Raw genomic sequence first — 19392 nt, forward strand, 5'->3', positions numbered from 1 at the left:
TGGTATTACCAAGGAGTGAAGATGGCCACCACCGTCACGGCAAAGGGACAAGTGACCATTCCCAAACCCGTCCGCGACCTCCTGGGGATCGTCCCGGGCAGCAGAGTCGATTTCCGGCGCGCCGCCGATGGCAGCGTGGTGTTGGCTCGGGTTGACAGAAAGCCGCCTGCGAGCCGCTTCGCCAATCTGCGCGGCCATGCCGGCGAGGGGCTCACGACCGAGGCTATCATGGCGCTGACGCGTGGCGGAGCGTGACGTTCGTCGACACCAACGTTCTGCTCGACCTTGTTACGGACGATCCCAATTGGGCGGGCTGGTCGATCGCGCAACTCGAGGCGGCAAGCCTCGATGGGCCATTGTTGATCAATGATGCGGTCTATGCAGAACTTGCCGTTCGCTACATCAGAATCGAGGATCTTGAGGCATTTCTGGATGCGGCCGGTCTCGAAATGGCTCCGATGCCAAGAGCCGCCCTTTTCCTTGCTGGAAAGGTATTCACGCAATACCGCCGATCAGGAGGATCGAGGACCGGCGTCTTGCCTGACTTCTTCATCGGCGCACATGCCGCCGTCACCAAGCTTCCGCTTCTGACCCGTGATGTCGGCCGCTACCAGACCTATTTCCCATCCTTGAGGCTGATCACTCCCGACGCCTTATAGCTGCCGGGTGGGCCTTCCTTCAGCCGACCGGAAAGAAATCCGCCGACAGCAACTGGAAAGGCAAGGCGCCATAGGCGGCCACCGTGGCCGCGTCGTTCCACTCGCGAAACTGTCGCGATGGTCGCGCCTCGAGCGTCAAGGCAACTCGCGCGCCGTCGAGAGTCACCTTGCCGCGAAAATGCAGCACGCGTTCCCTGCCGGACCGGCTGATGGCCATGGCGCGCAGGCGGGCAATATGCTCGCCACCGTCATTGATCTCCATCTCGATGCGGCGCCGGACCGGCGGAACGCCGATCCTGACGATGATTTCGAGCATCATGTCGCCGGTCGTTTGCGGACAGGCGATGGCCTGCGAAAACACCAAAGGCGCCGATGCTGCTTGAGGCTTGCGCGCGGCCGATCTGCCGCGCCAAGGTGTGGCGGGCGGCTCCTGCTGCAACCGGCCCTTCTTCCGCTTCAGGCGCAACTGCTTGGCAAGCCCGCGCGATAGCCAGACCAGGCCGCCGAAATCCGTGCGCGGCTTGGCTTGCAGAACCGACGACCAACGCGACAGGCCAACCCCGTCGGCCATGTCCAAGATTCTGGCCATTGTCGGTTCCGGCACCGGAATGCCGATCTCGAACGTTAGATAGGATAACGCCACCGCCGCTGGAACCGCCAGGCCGCGTCTGCCGACGATGTCGAGGAACGTGTCCCAATCGACGTCTTCGCCATGAATGGCGACCGCGCAGTCGACAAGCCAGTCGCTGTGGGTATGGGCGTCGAGGCCGCCATGGGCGATGGCCAGGGCCATGCGATCGGCCGGCGACGGCACGAAGACCGCGACGCCGCTGAATTGTGCCGGGACCGCCCGTTGCCAGATCGCCAGGTCGTCTTCCGCGCTCGTCTGCGACCCGTCATAGCCGAGCTGGTGCAGGTCGATGTCACCGAAACGGCCCTTGAAGAAGTTCATCGACCGCAGCGACGCCAACCGGGTTCGCAAATATTGCGCGCTGACGCCCGAGGCGATCTGCCAGTCGCGATCGCGCAAGATGTCGAAGACGGCAGCCATGTCGCGCGGGCGCACCAATATGTCGATATCATGCGCCACCCGGCCACGCTGCGCCGACGCGTTCAAGGCAATGCGGCTGGCGCCCTTTATCAGCATGATGTCGGCGCCGCCGTCGGCCATCGCCTTCAGCGCCGGCTCGGCCTCGCGCATCGCCATGCGCGACTTCGTCCACAGCATCTTCTGCAGGCCGACGAGGCGCGGATGGGCGGCATGCCCGGCCAGCTTCCTGCCGAACCTGTCGGAGATGGCGGCGAGCAGGCGATGTTCTCGAAACGAGACGAGATCGATGTCGTTCTCGTCCAGCCAGCGCGCGGCACAGGCAGCGGCTGCGTCCTCATCGGAGAGCAGCGCCGCCTTCAGCAACAGGTCCAGCTGGCCGGTGGGCCACGACCAGCCATAGTCCGGGAAGCGGCGGCCGATGCGGCGAACGGGCGTGGCGTTCAACTGGAACCTGCCTTGTTCTGGGCTCGCCGCTGCATGGCGAGCCTTGCGACCTGGAGGTAGCCCCGGTCGCGTGCCGGATCGCGGCCGTAGGAAAGGCTGCCCGGACGGATGCGGCGCAATGCAAGCACGTCGTCGAGCATGGCAAGGGCAAAGCCTGCCTCACGAACCCGGGCGATCCAGTCGATCATCTCGCCGCGACCGCCTGGTGGGTCGATGATGGGACCGACGCTCTGCACCACCTCTTGGCGGATCATCATCGTCGTGCGCGACCAGCCAGCTCCACTGGTCGCATCGGGCAAATCGGGGCTGTCGCCGCGAAACGTCCGCCAATGCGTAAAGACGCCCGTTGTCCCGGGATGACGGTCGAGATGGACCAGCTGCTTTTCGATCTTGTCCGCCAACCACAAATCGTCGGCATCGAGCGTCGCGATGAGCGGCGTCGAGAGTGCCGCAATGCCACGGGTCGTTGCGCTGCCAGGTCCGGCATTGTCCTGTCGCAGCACCGTCACCGGCAAGTTCATCGCATTGATCACCGCAACCGTATCGTCGGTCGAACCGTCATCGACCACGACGACGGCCTCCGCCCTTGCCGTCTGGGCCAGGACGGAGTTCAGGGCCGCGCCGATGGTGGCGGCCGCGTTGAAAGCCGGAATGACGACGCCGTAGGCTGCCATCAAAGGAACCGCCACTGCGCGAGATCCTTGAAGTCGAAGATTCCCTCCACTCGGCGCAAGTTGGGGTCGGCCTTACGACGCTTCATCGACTTGTGAAGGGCGCGCATGAACTCGCGAAAGGGCACATCGGCTTCCTTGGTCATGTTGCCGGGATGACGCCTGTAGTAGAGAGCCACCGTATCGGGCATAACGTATTTTGTCTGGCTCTCAAAGATACGCAACAGATAGTCGGTGTCCTCGGCCTGTTTGAAATCCTCGTCGAAATCTCCGGTGCGCTCGATGAGGTTTCGCGCAAAGATCCCGGCGGACAGGTGGATCCCTCGCACGGTGATGGAGTGGCTGTCGGCGGCCGGTTCCAGCGTCTCGCCATCTATCTTGTCGACCAGCGTCATGCGCGAATAGGTCAGGTCGAGGCCAGGATTCTCTCCGAAACAAGCGAGATCCGCCTTGAAGCGCCCTGTCGGGGAGATGTCGTCCGAATCAAGAAACGACACCAGACGAGTCTGCGGCAGCAACTGCTTCAGCCCGGCATTGCGCGCTTTGGTGACCCCGCCATTGATCTGCTGGAAAAGACGAATGCACGGGGCCTCGTCGATCAACGACCGTACGACGGCTGCCGAGCCATCGGTCGACCCATCGTCGATGACGATGATGTCGAGATCGATGTCTTCGCGCTGCCTGAGCAGCGAGCGCAGCGCGAGGCCAACGAATTGTTCGCGATTGTAGACCGGCATGATGACGCTCAGCTTCATGGGCGTCTCCGGCAGCGTTCCGGGCTTGGCTGATCCGACTTGATTGTGTCGAGCATCATAGCATCCGCCAATCGGTGGGACTCTTCAATTCGAAGATTCCCTGGACCTCTCGCCGTGCCGGATCGGCCTTGCGCCGCCGCATCGACTTGTGGATTGCACGCAAGTGGTTGCGGACCCTGCCGGTATGCTCCTTGGTGACATTTCCGGCGTGGCGTCGGTAGTAGATCGCGACCGCGTCCAACAATTCGTAGTTCGGTCCCGCCTCGAAAACGCGCAGCAGATAGTCGGTATCCTCAGCCTGCTCGAAATCCTCATCGAACTCGCCCGTCCTGTCGACAAGCCCTCTGCTGAACACGGCGGTGCTCAGCGAAATTCCCCGAAGCGTCATCGTGCGGCTGTCGGCTGCCGGTTTCAGCCGCTCATCGTCAATCCGCTCGACCAGCGTCATCAGCGAATAGGTCAGCTCGAGTCCGGGGTCTGCTCTGAAGCGTGCAAGGTCCTTCTTGAACCGTCCGGCCAGCGAGATGTCGTCAGAATCCAGAAACGAAACGAACTCCGCATCCGGCGGCAGTTGCCGCAGCCCGGCGTTGCGCGCCTTGGCCACGCCCATGTTGGATTGCTGGGACAGTCGGATGCAGGGGTTTTCGCGCATCATCGAGCGCACGGCCTCAGCAGAGCCGTCGGTCGAGCCGTCGTCGATGACGATGATGTCGAGATCGGCGGCGTCCCGCTGCCGCACCAGCGAGCGCAATGCCGAAACGACATAGCGCTCACGGTTGTAGACGGGCATTATCACGCTCAGTTTCACGAAGCGCCCCGCGTGAGAAAGTCGGCAATCGTACCGGCTATCTCCTGTGGCTGCGTCCCCAGCGACAGACGATAGCACGGCAGCAGGCGGGTCAGGTCGCTGAAGAAGCGAAAGCCGCTCTCCCGCTCGCCCGGCATCTGCGCTATGCCCGACGGCGCCAAGGCAATCATGGCATCCCTGCGCGACACCGGCACGATCGAACTTGCCTCGCCTCCGCCGATATGTGGCACCAGCAGCGCGTTGATGTCCAGAGTTTCGGGCACCGGCCGAGGCGCGATGTCATCAATGTGAAAAGCATGCTTGCCTTGCCAGTTGAGCGGACCATGCGCTTTCAGCCGATGCTTCAGCCCAAGCCGAACGAACCCCTGGGGATCCTGTTTGAGTGTTGAAAACAGTGGGCGGGCAGTCACCCCGTTGGAGAGGTCGACCAGCACATAGTCGTCGCCGACGCTGTCCAGTCCGTTGAGGAGGCCGGCGGCGACGGTTCCGGATTTCCCGGCCCCGCCCGCGCCGGCCAACAGCACGCCCTTGCCATTGGCCCCGAGCGTGCCGGCATGGGCAAGGCGCATGCCGCGCGCCGCATATTCCCAATGGAGGAAGGGGCGCAGCGGCGCTCCCGGCTCCCACGGTGGAAAGGCATCGGCCGAAGCCATCAACTGCACCCCAACGCGACGTTGCGGATCATAGAACTGCCAGAAATCCAGGTCGTGAAAATGGTTGCCGCGCAATCCGGCCTCCGCCAGCCGGGTGGCGAAGCCATGCTGCGTGAAGGGCCCCTGGCCCCAACTGACCGGTGCCGCGATGCCGTCTATGCCGGGATGTGCGACGAAGACGCGGCAGATATCGGCAGGCGTTCGGTTGCCCGGAGCAGGGACAAAGCCATGAGCGACGGCATCCGCCAATGCGCCGGCGCTGACATTCGCGGTCAAATCCAGATGCGGCAAGCTCGCCTTGCGGGTCAGTGGATAATGCTCGGCGCTGCTCTCTGCTTGCGCCAGGACATGACGTGCGTAGTCAACCAAGTTTTCGAGAGTGACGTTCGGCATGGGTTTGCCTGTTCCGGAGCTGTCCGGCAACGAGAACCTGATGGGCGCTTCAGTTGGCCTGCTTCACCACGGGCCAGCCGAGGGGCTCCTCGACCTCGTGGATGGGGTCGACGACAATGAGATCGGCGAGATCGTCATGGATGTCGACCTTGAGGGGCTCTCTGGCAGCGGCGAGCTGAGCCAGCAATTCGCTTGGAGCCGGTCTTGCCACGCCATCGGTTACGGCCGCCAGCAAACCGAATTCGAGCAATTGTGAAACAAAGCCGTCAATCGCGGCGGCATCGAGGGCGCCAATGCCGGTCGTGGCGCCGACCAGTTCGGAGGCAGGCACGCCGGACGACAGTGCATCCCAAAGTCTGCTGCCTGAATCAGAGAAGCCGAAATATTTGCCCGTGGTCAGGTCAAGAACGACGGCTTCGCCGTCGAAGGATTCAAAGACGATATCCTTGCTGGCAATGGCATAGATGCCGGATTGTCGCATGTTTGCTCCCCCGCCGAGCAGGCCGCGGAGATGATCTTCGGGCCTTACGGTCAACCCCACCGTTGCAGGCGTCTAACCATTTGCAGGGTTTTTGGCAAGATGGCGCAGGCTTGGGGGCGAGCGCAGCCGGTCACGCTTCGATTTCAAGCGCAGAAAGCGGCTTCGAGCAACAGGCGAGGATAAAGCCGTCCTCGATTTCGTGATCGAGGATGCCGCCATTGTGACTCATCTCGACATCGCCCGCGACCTTCCTCACCTTGCAGGTGCCGCACAGGCCGAACTCGCAGGCGGCGGGAATCCGCACCCCAGAGGCGCGTGCCGTCTGCAGCACGGTCTGGCCGGCGACGCATTCGGCATCGACATCGGAAAGCGAAAACCGGATCGGTGTCACGGCCTCGACGGCAGCAGCAGCGCCGTCCTCCGCCGGCGGCGAGAACGGCGCCGGGATCTCCTCCACGGCAGGCGCAGCAAAGCTTTCCTGATGGTATTTCGCCATGTCGAAGCCGGCGGCGTCCAGCATGCCGCGCACGGCGCGCATGAAGGGATCGGGGCCGCAGCAGAAAATCTCGCGCTCGCGGAAATCGGGCGCCAGCAATGGCAGCCGGATCGCGTCGATGCGGCCCATATGGCCGAACCAGCCCTCGCGGCTCGACCGCTCCTCGATCATGAAGCCGAGCGACAGGCCGGGCATGCGGCTGCCGAGCAGCTCGAGTTCCTTGCGGAAAATGATCTCTTCCGGGCGGCGCGCACAGTTGACGAAGCCGACATCTGTCCATGGCGCACAGTCGTTCAACCAACGCAGCATCGACATCATCGGCGTCACGCCGGAGCCCGCCGAAATGAACAGATATTTGGCCGCCGGGTGGCTGTGCAGCGAAAAATCACCGGTCGGCCCATAGGCCTTGACGTGCGAGCCCGGCGTCAGATGGTCGAACATCCAGCGCGTGCCGGTGCTGCCTGCCTGCGCCTTGACCGTCACCGCGATCGAGAACGGCCGCGACGGCGAGGACGACAGCGTGTAGGTGCGCATCAGCGGCCCCTCCGATGTCGGCAGTTCCAGCGTCACGAACTGGCCCGGCTTGTAGCGGAACCAGGTCTGGTTGTCGGAGCGGAAGGTGAAGGTCTTCACGTCCGGCGCTTCGTCGCTGACGCCGATCACTTCCAGCACCTGCAGCCGGTCGTTCCAGGGCGTCATCTGGTCGAGATGGCGATAGAGGCCAAGGTCCGTCATCGCATTCATCCTCTTGTCCCCTGAGCTAGGCGACGCTGCGCAGGGCCGGCCGGCCGCCTTCGGCAAGGCGCGGCCCGATGAACGACGCGTACCACTCGACGAACTGGATCACGCCGCCCTCATGCAGCTCCGAATAGGGGCCTGGTTCGTAGGCCGGCGACAGGATGCCGAAGGCGTTTTCCTCGACAATGCGGCGGTCCTGGTCGTTGGTCTCGGTCCAGACATGGGTGAGCTCAGCGAGGTCGTAGTCGATGCCTTCGACCGCATCCTTGTGGACGAGCCATTTCGTCGTCACCGCGGTTTCCGTGGCACTGATCGGCAGCACGCGGAAGGTGACGGCGTGGTCGCCGAGGATATGGTTCCAGGTTGTCGGATAATGATAAAGCAGCAAGGAGCCGATGCGGTCGGTTGAAACGCTGTCGGACAGGTTCTTCTTCACCGCCCGTTTTCCCGTCATGGTGTAGCTGACGGCATCGCGCAGCAGCGGCGCGCGGGTGGCGCGGTACTGCCCTGCCGGATCGATGCGGAATTTGCTCGGCAAGCCAGCGGCCTCGCATTTGGCCCAGTGCGCGACCATCTCGGGGTCGCTGTCGGCGCCGTTGACGCCGGTCACGGTCGGCGCCTCGGGGAAGGTCTTGCACAGCTCAGGGTGATTGGCGACGCAGTGGTAGCACTCGCGGTTGTTTTCCCAGACCAGCTTCCAGTTGCCCTTCTCGATGATCGTGCTCTCAAAGGCGATCTTTGCCTCACGCAAGCGGTGCGGCAAAAGATAGGGTTCGATCATCGCCCGCATCGGCGTGAAATCCGCCGGCTCCTTGGCCAGGCAGATGAAGATGTAGCCGCCGACGCTCTCGCAGGCGACCGGCTTCAGGCCGAAATCACTCTTGTCGAAACCGTCGGCCATCTGGCGGGCAAACAGCAGGCGGCCGTCCAACTCATAGGTCCACTGATGATAGGGGCAGACGAGCTTTGCCGCCGTACCCTTCTCCGTGTTGCACACGCGGCTGCCGCGATGGCGGCAGGAATTGTGGAAGGCGTTGATCTTGCCTTGCTGATCGCGGACAAGGACGACCGGATAGTCGCCGATCTGCACGGTGATGTAGCTGCCCGGCTTCGGCAGTTCGCAATCATGGCCGATGAACAGCCAGTCGCGATACCAGATCAGCTCCATGTCGAGCTTGAAGTAGTCTGGATCGGTGTAGAAGGGCTGCTCCAGTGAAAAGCCTTGCCGGCGCCCCTTCAGGAGCCTCAGCATGTCGTTGCGGATATCCATGTCCTGTCCTCGTTTCTAAGGACTGAACTGGTGGTGATGGAGGAAGGATTGAAACGCAGGCCGGCTAGGTGCCGGACATGCGCTATCCACCTCTTGACCGCCCACCGCGATCAGTCGAGTCTAAAAATCTCGGGCTGGTTTCCGGGCTCTGGAGTTGTCCTTGCGGACCATCGCGACACCTTCCCAGGCAGTTGCCCAGTGGTCTCCCGTTGCGACTTGAACTCCACCACCGTTGCGGGGGCAGCGCCGGATTCTGACCGGCTTCCCAATTCTCCGTCTCGTCGTCACGAAGCGGCACCTGAGATGGTATGATCTAACCACGATCGGGGGCGCGCCGTCGGCATGAAAACGACATCGTATCCATGCGGCGCGACACGGCATGCGAAACGTCACCGCAGATCGTCTGGGGCCGAAATCCCGCCTCCCGGGCGGCCATTTGCCGGCTGCGATCTTCCCGAATCCGACCCTTGGCGGGGGTCAAAAAAGGTTAACGGTTTCGAAAAGTGACTATTAGCTTGACCTAAAATCGAACCGAACGGTTCGTTTCTGTTGACGGTGCGTGCAGGACGGTGTGAACGCCGGGCCTTTGAAACAGTCAGTGATCCATCGGATGATTAAACTTAACATGCTGATATAGAGAGGAAAAATGCCTCTCTAGATTCCCCTGGCACAATTTCAAGGTGTGGATTCATGGTCCACACGGAACAACTTCGTGATTGGAAAAGGCGGGGTTGCCCTCCCACATCGGGGCTGTCCGAACGACGCGATTTCATTTCCAAGACACGCCGCTAGACGGACGGAAAAAGACGATACTGGAGTACAAAAATGAAAAAGATCATTCTCACTGCCGCAGCCCTTCTGGCCATTTCCGGCAGCGCCTTCGCTGGTAGCGACCACTACGGTTCGAACGCCGCGGCAGCCACTGCTGTCGACAGCTCGTACACCGCTTCGACCAAGAAGTCGGAACCGGCTGCTCAGGCGCCGGCCCAGGGTGCTGACCACAACCTCTTCGGCAACAACTAACAGCCGATTCCCAGTCGACGGCGGGCTCGCCCGCTGCCCTGGCGAAATTCAGACATTCGAAATTCAGACATTCAGGAGTATTTAAGATGAACAAGATCCTCATTGCTGCCGCCGCCGTTCTGGCCATCTCCGGCAGCGCTTTCGCGGGCAGCGACAACTACGGTTCGAACGGCGCCAACCAGCCTGCCGCCGCTGTGGACCAGTCGTACACGGCTTCCACCAAGACCTCGGAACCGGCTGCCCAGACACCCGCTCAGGGCAGCGACCGTAACCTCTTCGGTCGCTAAAACCAATTTCGCAAGCGACGGCAGCTGTGTCTGCCGTCTGGCGAAATCCAGAATTCAGGAGACTAAAATGAACAAGATCCTTATTGCTGCCGCCGCCGTTCTGGCCATCACCGGCAGTGCCTTCGCCGGCAGCGACAACTTTGGCTCCAACGGCGCCAACCAGCCTGCGGTTACTTCGGTTGACAGCGCGCATACGAACTCGGTCCGCAACAGCGGTGGCCTCGTCGAGAAGCTGCTCAATTCGTCGGGCGACGTAGAGAAGTCCGCTCCTCAGGGCAGCGACCGGAATCTCTTCGGCCGTTAACAGTCGAAGCTGATCTTCAAAAAAAGAGCGGCGGGCCTGGCCCGCTGCTCTTTTTTGTCCAAGACGCGGTTCTGCCTCAGGCCGCCTTCGCTTCAGCCTCATGAAGGGCAAACGACCGTCCGTCAGCGTCGAAGAGATGCAGGTCCTCGCCATTGGCGCTCAGCCGCAATGTCGAACCGCGCTTGACCTCAACATTGCCGGGCAGCTTGGTCACCAGCGGGAGGTCGGCGCGACCGATGTCGACATAGACCAGCTGAACCTCGCCGAGCTGCTCGACATAGTCGACCGTCCCCTCGAACAGATAGTCCGCGCCGCTGGCGATGATCAGGTCCTCCGGCCGCACGCCGAAACTAACCGCAGCGCCCTTCGCCGAAGCCGGCGTCGCGATCGGCACGGTTGCCTTGCGTCCGCCGACATGGCTGACGACGGTCGGATTGCCTGATTTGTCGATGGTTGCGGGCAGGATATTCATGGCCGGCGAGCCGATGAATTGCGCAACGAACAGATTGCCGGGCTTCTTGTAGAGGTCCATCGGCGTGCCGACCTGCTCGATATGGCCGTCCTTGAGCACCACGATGCGGTCGGCGAGCGTCATCGCCTCGACCTGGTCGTGGGTGACGTAGATCATGGTCGTGTTGGGCATCGATTCCTTGAGCTTGGCGATTTCGATGCGGGTGGCGACTCGCAGCGCCGCATCAAGGTTCGAAAGCGGCTCGTCGAACAGGAACACCTTCGGATTGCGCACGATGGCCCGGCCGATGGCGACGCGCTGGCGCTGGCCGCCCGACATCGCCTTGGGCAGGCGGTCGAGATATTTGGTCAGCTGCAGGATCTCGGCGGCCTGACGCACGCGGCGGTCGATCTCGGCCTTGTTCTCTTTGCCGATCTTCATCGAGAACGCCATGTTGTCGTAGACGGTCATGTGCGGGTAGAGCGCATAGGACTGGAACACCATGGCGATGCCCCGTTTCGACGGCGGCACGTCGTTCACCACTTCGCCGGCTATTCTGAGCTCGCCGGAGGTGATTTCCTCGAGCCCGGCGATCGACCTCAGCAATGTCGACTTGCCGCAGCCCGACGGGCCGACGAAGACGATGAACTCGCCCGACTTGATATCGAGATCGATGCCGTGGAGAATGTTCAGATTGCCGTAGGACTTCTTCACTTGTCTTAGCGTGACATCGGCCATTGGTTTCCTCCAGTGATTGGAAATTCAGTCGAGACGCCCGAACCAGGCGCCGTAGCCGCCAAGCTCGATGGAACCGCTGTTCGCCTGCCCCGAAAATCCGTGCCCGGGCAGAGGTTGCAGCGATCGGCCGCCAAGGTCAACCTTGGCCGGCCCGGCTCCCAGATTGAAGACGCAGACGATCTGCTCGTTGCCTGCGCGGCGCGTGAAGGCGACGGTATCTCCCTCACTTTCGATAAAGGTGATGTCGCCCTTGGCCAGCGCCGGATGGGCACGCCGGAAGGTGAGAAAGCGCCGGTAGTGCTCGAGCAGCGAAGCCTCGTCGTCCTGCTGGACATTGACCGCTTGCGCCAGATGCTTGGCCGGCACCGGCAGCCAGGGCTTTGCCTGGGAGAAGCCGCCATTCTTGGCATCGCCATCCCACACCATTGGCGTGCGGCAGCCGTCGCGGCCCTTGAATTCCGGCCAGAAGCGGATGCCGTAGGGATCCTGCAGATCCTCGAACCGCAGCTCTGCCTCACCGAGCCCAAGCTCCTCGCCCTGATAGATGCAGACCGAACCGCGCAACGACATCAGCAGCGCCGAGATGACCTTGAGGTAGGCGGTCGGATCGGCCTCATTGGCGGCCCAGCGCGAGGCCGGGCGCATCACGTCGTGGTTGGAGAAGGCCCAGCACGACCAGCCGTCGCTGGCGACTTTGCCGAAGGATTCCAGCACCGAGCGGACCTTGCCCGCGCTGATCTTTTCCGGCGCCAGGAAATCGAAGGAGTAGCACATGTGCACGCGCTTGCCGCCTGCGGTGTAAGCGGCAACCACTTCAAGCCCGCGCTGCGAATCGCCGACCTCGCCGACCGCTGCGGTTGCCGGACACTCATCGAGCAGGGCACGGAACCGTTCGAGGAAGCCGAGGTTCTCGGGCCGGCTCTTGTCGTAGAGATGGTCCTGGTAGTTGTAGGGGTTGACCGCCGGCGCGGTCTGGTCGTTGCGCTCTTCCGGCGGCAGCGGCGGATTGTTTTCCAGGCCCTGGCTGTGGAAATAGAAATTGATGGTATCGAGCCGGAAACCATCGACGCCGCGCTCCAGCCAGAAGCGGGTGACGTCGAGCAACGCGTCCTGGACCTCGTGGTCGTGAAAGTTGAGGTCGGGCTGTTCGGCCAGGAAATTGTGCATGTAATATTGCTGGCGGCTGGTGTCCCATTGCCACGCCGAGCCGCCGAAGATCGACAGCCAGTTGTTGGGCGGCGTGCCGTCCGGCCTGGCGTCTGCCCAGACGTACCAATCGGCTTTCGGGTTGCTGCGGCTCGACCGGCTTTCCTTGAACCATGGGTGGTTATCGGCGGTGTGCGACAACACCTCGTCGATCATCACCTTCAAGCCCAGCCTGTGTGCCTCGGCGGTCAGCGCGTCGAAGTCGGCCAGCGTGCCGAACATCGGATCGACATCGCAGTAATCCGTCACGTCATAGCCGAAATCCTTCATCGGCGACTTGAAGAACGGTGAAATCCAGATGGCATCCGCGCCGAGTGCGGCGATGTAGGGGAGGCGGCCTATGATGCCCTTGAGATCGCCGATGCCGTCGCCGTTCGAGTCCTGGTAGCTGCGCGGATAGATCTGGTAGATCACGGCGCCTCGCCACCAGTCGCGATCGATGGCGAGGTCAGGCTTCGAGCTGGCCTTCAAAGCGGATTGCATCGTCTCAGCCTCCTTTCACCGAGCCGGCAAGCAGCCCGCGGACAAAATAGCGCTGCAGCGAAAAGAACACGATCAGCGGCACAATGATGGTCACGAAAGCCGATGTCGTCAGAATCTCCCAGTCGCCGCCGCGTGAGCCCAACAGCGCGTTGAGCTTGGCGGTCAGCACGATCTGGTCTGCCTCTGTACCGAGGAAAACCATCGCCACCAGCAGATCGTTCCATACCCACAGGAACTGGAAGATGGCAAACGAAGCCAGCACCGGGAACGACAGCGGCAAGACGATCTTGACGAAGATCTCGAAATCGCTGGCGCCGTCGATGCGCGCCGATTCCATGATTTCGCGCGGCAGGCCCGCAATGTAGCTGCGCAGCAGGTAGATGGCGAAGGGCAGGCCGAAGCCGGTATGCGCCAGCCAGATGCCGAGATAGGTCTTCGACGGCATGCCGAAGAAAGCGCCGACACCATTATAGAGTTTCAACAACGGGATCAGCGACATCTGCAACGGCACCACCAGCAGGCCGATGATGACCGCGATCAGCAACGCCCGGCCGGGAAACCGCATCCAGGCCAGCGCATAAGCGGCAAAGGCGGCGATCAGGATCGGGATGACGGTAGCCGGAATGGTGACGGTCAGAGAATTCATGAATGACCGTCCGATGCCTTCGGAGAACAGCACGGTTCTGTAATTGTCGGTGGTGAATTTCGGCGGCGCCGACGAAGCATAATAGACGCGCTGGCCGCGATCGCCTTCGAACGCTTTCGGGGACTGCATGATGAAGCTGCCGTCGGCATTGAGCTGCAAGGTCATGCCGTCGCCGAGATCGGCTGTGGTGCCGGCGGGATATTGCGTCGGTGCCGCCGATTTGACTCCGAAGGCGCTGATGTCGCGCTTGGCGCCGTCGCCGAAGATATTGCCTTCGAGGACGAACTTGCCGTCCTTCTCGACTTGCGCCGAGGCGGGCGGCAGCCGGCCGGCTTCCGTCTGGGTGGAACTGGCGAACGAGTTCCACCAGCCCGAGGCGATGATCTGGTTCTTGTCGCGCAGCGACGAAACCAGGATGCCGAGCGTCGGTATGGTCCAGATTGCGACGAAGATGAGCACGGCGATGTGGACGCCAAAGCGGCTGGCGAAGGAATTTCCGGTCGCGACGGCCATCTCAATGTTCTCCCGTCTCTTTGTTCGCCTGGCGGATGTTCCAGACCATGATCGGGATGACGGCAATCATGATGATGATGGCGATGGTGGCGCCGCGGCCGAAATCGCCGCCGCCGCGGAACATCCAGTCGAACATCAGATTGGCCAGCACCTGGCTGTTCCACTGGCCGTTGGTCATGGTCAGCACGATGTCGAACACTTTGAGCACCAGAATGGTGATCGTGGTCCAGACCACGGCGATGGTGCCCCAGATCTGCGGCACCATGATCTTCCAGAAGATCTGGAACGGATTGGCGCCGTCGATGACGGCGGCTTCCAGCGTTTCTTCGGGAATGCCGCGCAGGGCGGAAGACAGGATGACCATGGCAAAGCCGGTCTGAATCCAGATCAGGATGATCATCAGGAAGAAATTGTTCCAAAACGGCAGCGATATCCAGACCTGCGGTTGGCCGCCGAAATGCTGGATGATGGCGTTGAGGATGCCGATCTGGGTCTGGCCCTCGCCCCGATACTCGTAGATGAATTTCCAGATCACGCTGGCGCCGACGAAGGAGATCGCCAGCGGCAGGAAGATCAGGCTCTTGGCGATCGTGCCCCACCAGATCTTGTCGGTGAGCACGGCGATGATCAGCCCTAGGAACGTGCAGGCGGCGGGCACGACCGCCAGCCAGATGATGTTGTTGAGGATCGAGTTGCGGAACTCGCGATCGCCGAACGCCCATTCATAGTTCGCCAGGCCGACGAAATTGATGCCGCCGCGATCGAGGAACGACAGCCGCAGCGTCTCGACCACCGGGTAGATCAGGTAGATGGTGAGGATAATCATCGCCGGACCGACGAACAGCCATGGCCTGACCAGCCCTTGCCGGCGCAGATTGTCGATGGCCGCGGCACCGGCGACGCCGCGTGACGGGAATATCAGGTCGACCAGTTTGTTGGCGCCCCAGAAATAGGCGACGCAACCGCCGACGCCGACGATGATGACTGTTATGGCCGAGAAAATCTGAGCCGCCATGGGTCCCTCTCCCCCTGCGCATGACCCGACAAGGAATGACCTTGGTGACGGGGACCAGGCGCCGATTCAGTTGTTTGGAGCGCGTCATCGGCGGCTTGCGCACATTGCCGATCGCGCTTCATGTCAATGCGCTCATGACGAAAGGCTGCGGCACGGGCCGCCGTCGGATCCGGGCCAGTACGGTCCGGATCCAGTGCGAGAATGGTTGGTCGTCTACGTGCCAGCCGTCTACTTGATGGCGTCCCAGCTCTTCTGGATGTCGGTGGCGACGTCCTGCGCCGACTTGCCGCCGACCAGGTCGATCATGCCGGTCCAGAAGGCGCCGGCGCCGATCTTGCCCGGCATCAGGTCGGAACCGTCGAAGCGGAAAGTCGAGGCATTGGCGAGGATTTCGCCCTGCTTCTTCAGCGCGTCGCTGGCATAGGCATCCTTGTTGACCGACTTGAGCGGCGTCACGAAGCCGCCTTCGGCCATCCAGATCTCGTGGGCGAGCGGCATCTTCAGGAATTCGATGAACGCGCGCGCACTCTTGCTGTCCTTGGTGATCATCGCCAGCGTACCGGCGCCGAGCACGGGCGTGCCCAGTTCAGGCTTGGAGGCATAGGGGGAGAAGTAGAAGAAGTCCGCGTCCTGGCCGACCTTGGTGCCTTCCGGGAAGAAGGTCGGAATGAACGATGCCTGGTGGTGCAGGTAGCATTTCGGCGGCACCGAAAAGAGGCCCTTCGGGCTGTCGCGGAAGTCGGTCGCCGCAACCGCCTTGGCGCCGCCGTCGACCATCTTGTCGTCGGTCGCGATCTTGCCGAAAATGTCGATGGCGTTGACCACCGCCGGATCGTTGAACGGGATCTCGTTCTTCACCCATTTGTCGTAGACCTCCGGAGGCTGGGTGCGCAGCATCAGGTCTTCGACCCAGTCAGTCGCCGGCCAGCCGGTGGCGCCGCCGGAGCCGAGGCCGATGCACCACGGCTTGCCGCCATCGGCGATGATCTTCTTTTCGAGATCGGCGAGTTCTTCCTGCGTCTTCGGCACCTTGTAGCCGGCTTCCTCGAAATTGTCCGGCGAGTACCAGACCAGCGACTTCACGTCGGCCTTGTAAGGGAAGGCGAAGAAGCCCGGCTTGCCGTCCTTGTCCTTGAAGGTGCCGAGATCGACCCATGACTGGCCGGCACCGTAATTGTCCTTGACCCATTTGGCGGTGTCGTCACCGAGCGGCGTCAAAAGGCCCTTCGACGCCAGGTCCTGAATGAGGCCCGGCTGCGGCAGCACGGCGATGTTCGGCGGGCTGCCGGCCTGCGTATCGATGACGATCTGCTGCTCGTAATTCTCCGAGGAGGAGTATTTGATCTCGACGCCGGTGGCTTCCGAGAAATAGTCGAGAACGCCGCGCACCAGGCCTTCGTCCTCGCCGCGCCACGGTCCGAAGATCGACAGCGTCTCACCCTTGAGGTCGACTTTCTTGAGCTCTTCGTAGTTCGCCCAGTTGAAGCGCTTGTCTTCGCCGGGCTTGAACTTCAGTTCGGCCTGCGCGGGCGCGTTCAGGGCGAACGTGGCAAACGCAGCACCCAGCAAAAGCATTTTCTTCATCGGTATTCCTCCCAGTGGGTCTCACACACCGGACGGAACCTCCATTCCGCCCGCCGACGCCGCAGGACTGTGACTCAGTCGGAAAGGAACCGCAACCTTTCGAAGAGTCTTCCAAAGCGCTTTGGCTTTTTCGATCACGCCATTGAATTGCTGGGAAGTCAAGAGGCCGGCGGATTAATCGATTTAGGTTCGCGCATTTGCGCCCCCGAAAGTGCGCTGCAACATACTATTATGGCGATGCAGCAGCAGTTTTTGTTTCAAACACGCCCGAACCGCGTCTATGGTTCGGCTTGGTATGGCTCGGCCCCGCTGGCACTTGGGTCGATTCAATTTAAAAGCGCTTTGAGGGAATGGAGACCTTTCGTGAACCTCAAGCAGCTCGCCCATATGCTGGCACTTTCGCAAACCACGGTAAGCCGTGCGCTGAACGGCTATCCCGAGGTCAACGAGGAGACGCGCAGGCGTGTCATGGATGCCGCCAAGCGCCATGGCTATCGTCCCAATCCGAGCGCGCGCCGGCTGGCGACCGGCAAGACCGGCATGATCGGCTATGTCCTGCCGACCGGTGCGTCGGTCGACATCGATCCGCATTTCGTCGAGTTCCTGTCCGGCCTTGGTGACTATGCCCGCTCGCACGAGCTTGACCTTGTGCTGTCGCCGGCCGACGCCGACGACCAGGAGACGACCTACCGGCGCATCGTCGCCAACCGGCAGGTCGACGCTGTTTATATCTCCTCTCCAAGGCCCGTTGACCGACGCGTGGCGCTGGTCAACACGCTCGGCATTCCCTTCATCGTCCATGGCCGCAGTGAGGGCTTCGACTTCGACTATGCTTTTACCGACATCGACAATGAGGGCGCCTTCCACGAGGCGGCCAGGCTGCTGATCCAGCTCGGTCATCGGCGGCTGGCGCTGATCAACGGTGACGACCGCGAGACCTTCGCCATCCATCGCGAACGCGGCGTGCGCCGGGCGCTCGCCGCGAGCGGACTGTCATTGAGCGAACGCCATGTCTGCTCGGTCGATATGACCGAGGAGAACGGCTATCGCGCCACCAGGCGTTTGCTGGAAGAGGACGACGCGCCGACGGCGATCGCCTGCTCCAGCCTGATCATGGCGCTGGGCGTCGTGCGCGCGGTGCGCGACCTCGGCCTGAGCATTCCCGGCGATGTCTCGCTGATCGCCCATGACGACGTCTTCCCCTGGCTGAGGCCGGAGAATTTCTCGGTGCCGCTGTCGACGACGCGTTCATCGATCCGTCTCGCCGGCGCCCGTGTCGCCGAGCGGCTGGCGGCGCGGATTTCAGGACTGGAGGAGGGGGCGCGAGGCGAGGTCTGGCCGGTCGACCTGGTGGTCCGGGGATCGGTGGCAGGGGCGCCTGGCTGAGGTCCGAACTTAATCACCTGTAGCGATCGCGCTCGACCCAAAGCCTACGTCCGTCTTCCACGACGCTAGTGGCCGCTACGCGCCTCAAGCCAGCCGTTGAAGTGGGCCACGTGACCGACCGGAAGCAGACATCCGGCCGCGCTGTCCCCCGGCATTTGCCCCGACGAGCCTAATGCAGCTTGAATAAGTCGAAGCTAATATGCTATTCTACATGATGCGCGGACTGCTGGCACTTACTATGCTGGTATTGGCGGCTACAAGAGTAGTCGCAGGTGAGCCGTTGTTCGACTCCATCACCGCCGGCGACAAGAATGCCGTGGAGCAAGCCTTGGCGGGCGGTGCCGACGTCGACAGCCGGGCACGCGACCAGGCAACGCTCCTCATCGCTGCTGCTCTCGACGATCAGCTTCCCATTGCGGAATTCCTGCTGAGCAAGGGCGCCGACGTCATGGCGCGCAATTCCGGTGGGTTTACCCCCCTCCACGCGGCTGCCTTTTCTGGAAGTCTCCCAGTCGCCAAGCTGTTGCTCGAACAGGGGGCGGTGCTCGAAGACTCGGCTAACAAGTCTGGGGTCACACCCTTGGTGATAGCGGGTGAGGAAAACCATGTAGAACTCGCAGAATTCCTCATTGCGCAAGGTGCGGATGTGAACCATGCCGAGGGTCATGGCTACATGCCGATTACCCGCGCGTTCTGGAAAGGCAATACCGACATCATAAAACTATTCAAACGGCATGGCGCGACGTGCCAGGCGAACGTCCTTGGCGAAGCGAACGCTGCGAAGTGCGAAGCTATCCACGATTGAACGGAGAACGCAGATGAACAGATCGACTAGACTGGTTTCCAATTCGGCGTCGGCAGTCATATGTGCGCTCACCTTGATGGCCGGTGCAGGCTCTGCCTTGGCCGACTCGGTGAATACCGGCTACTTCGGCGGAGTGGCGATCATGGGCTACGACACGGTCGCTTATTTCACCGATGGCAAGGCCGTGAAGGGTTCCGAAGACTTTTCCTATGAGTGGCTTGGCACGCCGTGGCATTTCGCCAGCAAGGAACACAAGGAAATGTTCATGAGCGAACCTGCCAAATACGCTCCTCAATACGGTGGTTACTGCGCGGGCGAGGTCGCACTCCACGAATCCGTCACCGTCAATGTCGATCCGGAAGCATTCAAGATCATCGATGGCAAGCTCTACTTGATCTACGACGAAGGGAACGCGGCCGCCTTTGCGGACAATGCCGATGATCTTGTTCCGAAGGGCGATGCAAAATGGCCGATCGTCGAAGCAAAGTTGGCAGTCGATGTGCCGGATTGGAACTTGATCAATAACCCCTGA

At 61.9% G+C, this 19392-nt stretch carries 21 protein-coding genes and 1 riboswitch; of the genes, 8 read left to right on the forward strand and 13 right to left on the reverse strand.

All coding sequences use genetic code 11. From position 1 onward, the window contains the following. Positions 1-21: 21 nt before the first annotated feature. Both AC0L2U_RS24970 and AC0L2U_RS24975 read left to right on the forward strand, forming a co-directional pair. Entirely contained in the window at positions 22-255 is a 234-nt protein-coding gene (locus AC0L2U_RS24970; RefSeq protein ID WP_127267350.1) for an AbrB/MazE/SpoVT family DNA-binding domain-containing protein, read from the forward strand. Then, positions 252-659, forward strand: coding sequence for a type II toxin-antitoxin system VapC family toxin (locus tag AC0L2U_RS24975; RefSeq protein ID WP_127267349.1), 408 nt, complete (start codon positions 252-254; stop codon positions 657-659). Before AC0L2U_RS24970 ends, AC0L2U_RS24975 begins: the two co-directional genes overlap by 4 nt. Before the next feature lie 19 nt (positions 660-678). Here AC0L2U_RS24975 and AC0L2U_RS24980 read toward each other — a convergent pair whose 3' ends face one another. From AC0L2U_RS24980 to AC0L2U_RS25015, 8 genes are all read right to left on the reverse strand, one after another. After that, positions 679-2154, reverse strand: coding sequence for a nucleotidyltransferase family protein (locus tag AC0L2U_RS24980; protein ID WP_127808242.1), 1476 nt, complete (start codon positions 2152-2154; stop codon positions 679-681). Further along, a complete protein-coding gene (locus AC0L2U_RS24985; RefSeq protein WP_473602788.1) occupies positions 2151-2843 on the reverse strand; it encodes a glycosyltransferase family 2 protein in 693 nt (230 codons plus the stop codon). The genes AC0L2U_RS24980 and AC0L2U_RS24985 overlap by 4 nt, the downstream gene beginning before the upstream one ends. Next, positions 2828-3580 (reverse strand): glycosyltransferase family 2 protein, encoded by a 753-nt coding sequence (locus AC0L2U_RS24990; RefSeq protein WP_473602789.1) that lies wholly within the window; start codon positions 3578-3580, stop codon positions 2828-2830. The genes AC0L2U_RS24985 and AC0L2U_RS24990 overlap by 16 nt, the downstream gene beginning before the upstream one ends. A 55-nt stretch (positions 3581-3635) precedes the next feature. Then, positions 3636-4370 (reverse strand): glycosyltransferase family 2 protein, encoded by a 735-nt coding sequence (locus tag AC0L2U_RS24995; RefSeq protein ID WP_473602790.1) that lies wholly within the window; start codon positions 4368-4370, stop codon positions 3636-3638. A 14-nt stretch (positions 4371-4384) separates the two neighbouring features. After that, a complete protein-coding gene (locus AC0L2U_RS25000; RefSeq protein WP_473602792.1) occupies positions 4385-5434 on the reverse strand; it encodes a serine kinase in 1050 nt (349 codons plus the stop codon). A gap of 49 nt (positions 5435-5483) precedes the next feature. Then, the gene (locus tag AC0L2U_RS25005; protein ID WP_473602793.1) at positions 5484-5915 is read right to left on the reverse strand and encodes a PqqD family protein; all 432 of its coding nucleotides are present in this window, start codon (positions 5913-5915) and stop codon (positions 5484-5486) included. Between the two features lie 130 nt (positions 5916-6045). Beyond that, positions 6046-7146 (reverse strand): FAD-binding oxidoreductase, encoded by a 1101-nt coding sequence (locus AC0L2U_RS25010; RefSeq protein WP_127808237.1) that lies wholly within the window; start codon positions 7144-7146, stop codon positions 6046-6048. 25 nt (positions 7147-7171) lie between these two features. Continuing rightward, positions 7172-8419 carry an aromatic ring-hydroxylating oxygenase subunit alpha gene (locus tag AC0L2U_RS25015; RefSeq protein WP_473602794.1) on the reverse strand — a complete coding sequence of 416 codons (1248 nt, stop codon included), beginning with the start codon at positions 8417-8419 and terminating at the stop codon, positions 7172-7174. Positions 8420-8534: 115 nt separating this feature from the next. Next, positions 8535-8736, reverse strand: a riboswitch (cobalamin riboswitch). A gap of 508 nt (positions 8737-9244) precedes the next feature. Here AC0L2U_RS25015 and AC0L2U_RS25020 point away from each other — a divergent pair. The 3 genes from AC0L2U_RS25020 (at position 9245) to AC0L2U_RS25030 (ending at position 10033) form a co-directional block, all read left to right on the forward strand. Further along, entirely contained in the window at positions 9245-9442 is a 198-nt protein-coding gene (locus AC0L2U_RS25020; protein WP_027039902.1) for a DUF680 domain-containing protein, read from the forward strand. Between the two features lie 86 nt (positions 9443-9528). Further along, the gene (locus tag AC0L2U_RS25025; RefSeq protein WP_128307302.1) at positions 9529-9729 is read left to right on the forward strand and encodes a DUF680 domain-containing protein; all 201 of its coding nucleotides are present in this window, start codon (positions 9529-9531) and stop codon (positions 9727-9729) included. Between the two features lie 67 nt (positions 9730-9796). Further along, positions 9797-10033: a DUF680 domain-containing protein gene (locus AC0L2U_RS25030; protein ID WP_128289142.1), complete on the forward strand. Its 237-nt coding sequence runs from the start codon at positions 9797-9799 to the stop codon at positions 10031-10033. Between the two features lie 76 nt (positions 10034-10109). Here the strand turns inward: AC0L2U_RS25030 and AC0L2U_RS25035 are convergent, their stop codons facing one another. From AC0L2U_RS25035 to AC0L2U_RS25055, 5 genes are all read right to left on the reverse strand, one after another. Beyond that, a complete protein-coding gene (locus tag AC0L2U_RS25035; RefSeq protein WP_127267787.1) occupies positions 10110-11222 on the reverse strand; it encodes an ABC transporter ATP-binding protein in 1113 nt (370 codons plus the stop codon). Between the two features lie 24 nt (positions 11223-11246). Next, a complete protein-coding gene (gene bglA, locus AC0L2U_RS25040) occupies positions 11247-12911 on the reverse strand; it encodes a beta-galactosidase BglA (protein ID WP_473602795.1) in 1665 nt (554 codons plus the stop codon). A gap of 4 nt (positions 12912-12915) precedes the next feature. Continuing rightward, positions 12916-14070, reverse strand: coding sequence for a carbohydrate ABC transporter permease (locus AC0L2U_RS25045; protein WP_127808233.1), 1155 nt, complete (start codon positions 14068-14070; stop codon positions 12916-12918). 1 nt (position 14071) lies between these two features. Continuing rightward, positions 14072-15085: a carbohydrate ABC transporter permease gene (locus tag AC0L2U_RS25050; RefSeq protein ID WP_127808232.1), complete on the reverse strand. Its 1014-nt coding sequence runs from the start codon at positions 15083-15085 to the stop codon at positions 14072-14074. Positions 15086-15313: 228 nt separating this feature from the next. Beyond that, positions 15314-16669: an ABC transporter substrate-binding protein gene (locus tag AC0L2U_RS25055; RefSeq protein ID WP_473602796.1), complete on the reverse strand. Its 1356-nt coding sequence runs from the start codon at positions 16667-16669 to the stop codon at positions 15314-15316. 363 nt (positions 16670-17032) lie between these two features. Between AC0L2U_RS25055 and AC0L2U_RS25060 the strand changes: the two genes are divergently transcribed. From AC0L2U_RS25060 to AC0L2U_RS25070, 3 genes are all read left to right on the forward strand, one after another. Continuing rightward, positions 17033-18055: a substrate-binding domain-containing protein gene (locus tag AC0L2U_RS25060; RefSeq protein ID WP_127808231.1), complete on the forward strand. Its 1023-nt coding sequence runs from the start codon at positions 17033-17035 to the stop codon at positions 18053-18055. A gap of 214 nt (positions 18056-18269) precedes the next feature. Continuing rightward, positions 18270-18860 (forward strand): ankyrin repeat domain-containing protein, encoded by a 591-nt coding sequence (locus AC0L2U_RS25065; RefSeq protein ID WP_127320823.1) that lies wholly within the window; start codon positions 18270-18272, stop codon positions 18858-18860. Between the two features lie 13 nt (positions 18861-18873). Further along, positions 18874-19392, forward strand: coding sequence for a YHS domain-containing (seleno)protein (locus AC0L2U_RS25070; protein WP_127320817.1), 519 nt, complete (start codon positions 18874-18876; stop codon positions 19390-19392).

This window comes from Mesorhizobium sp. WSM4808 (assembly GCF_055811675.1).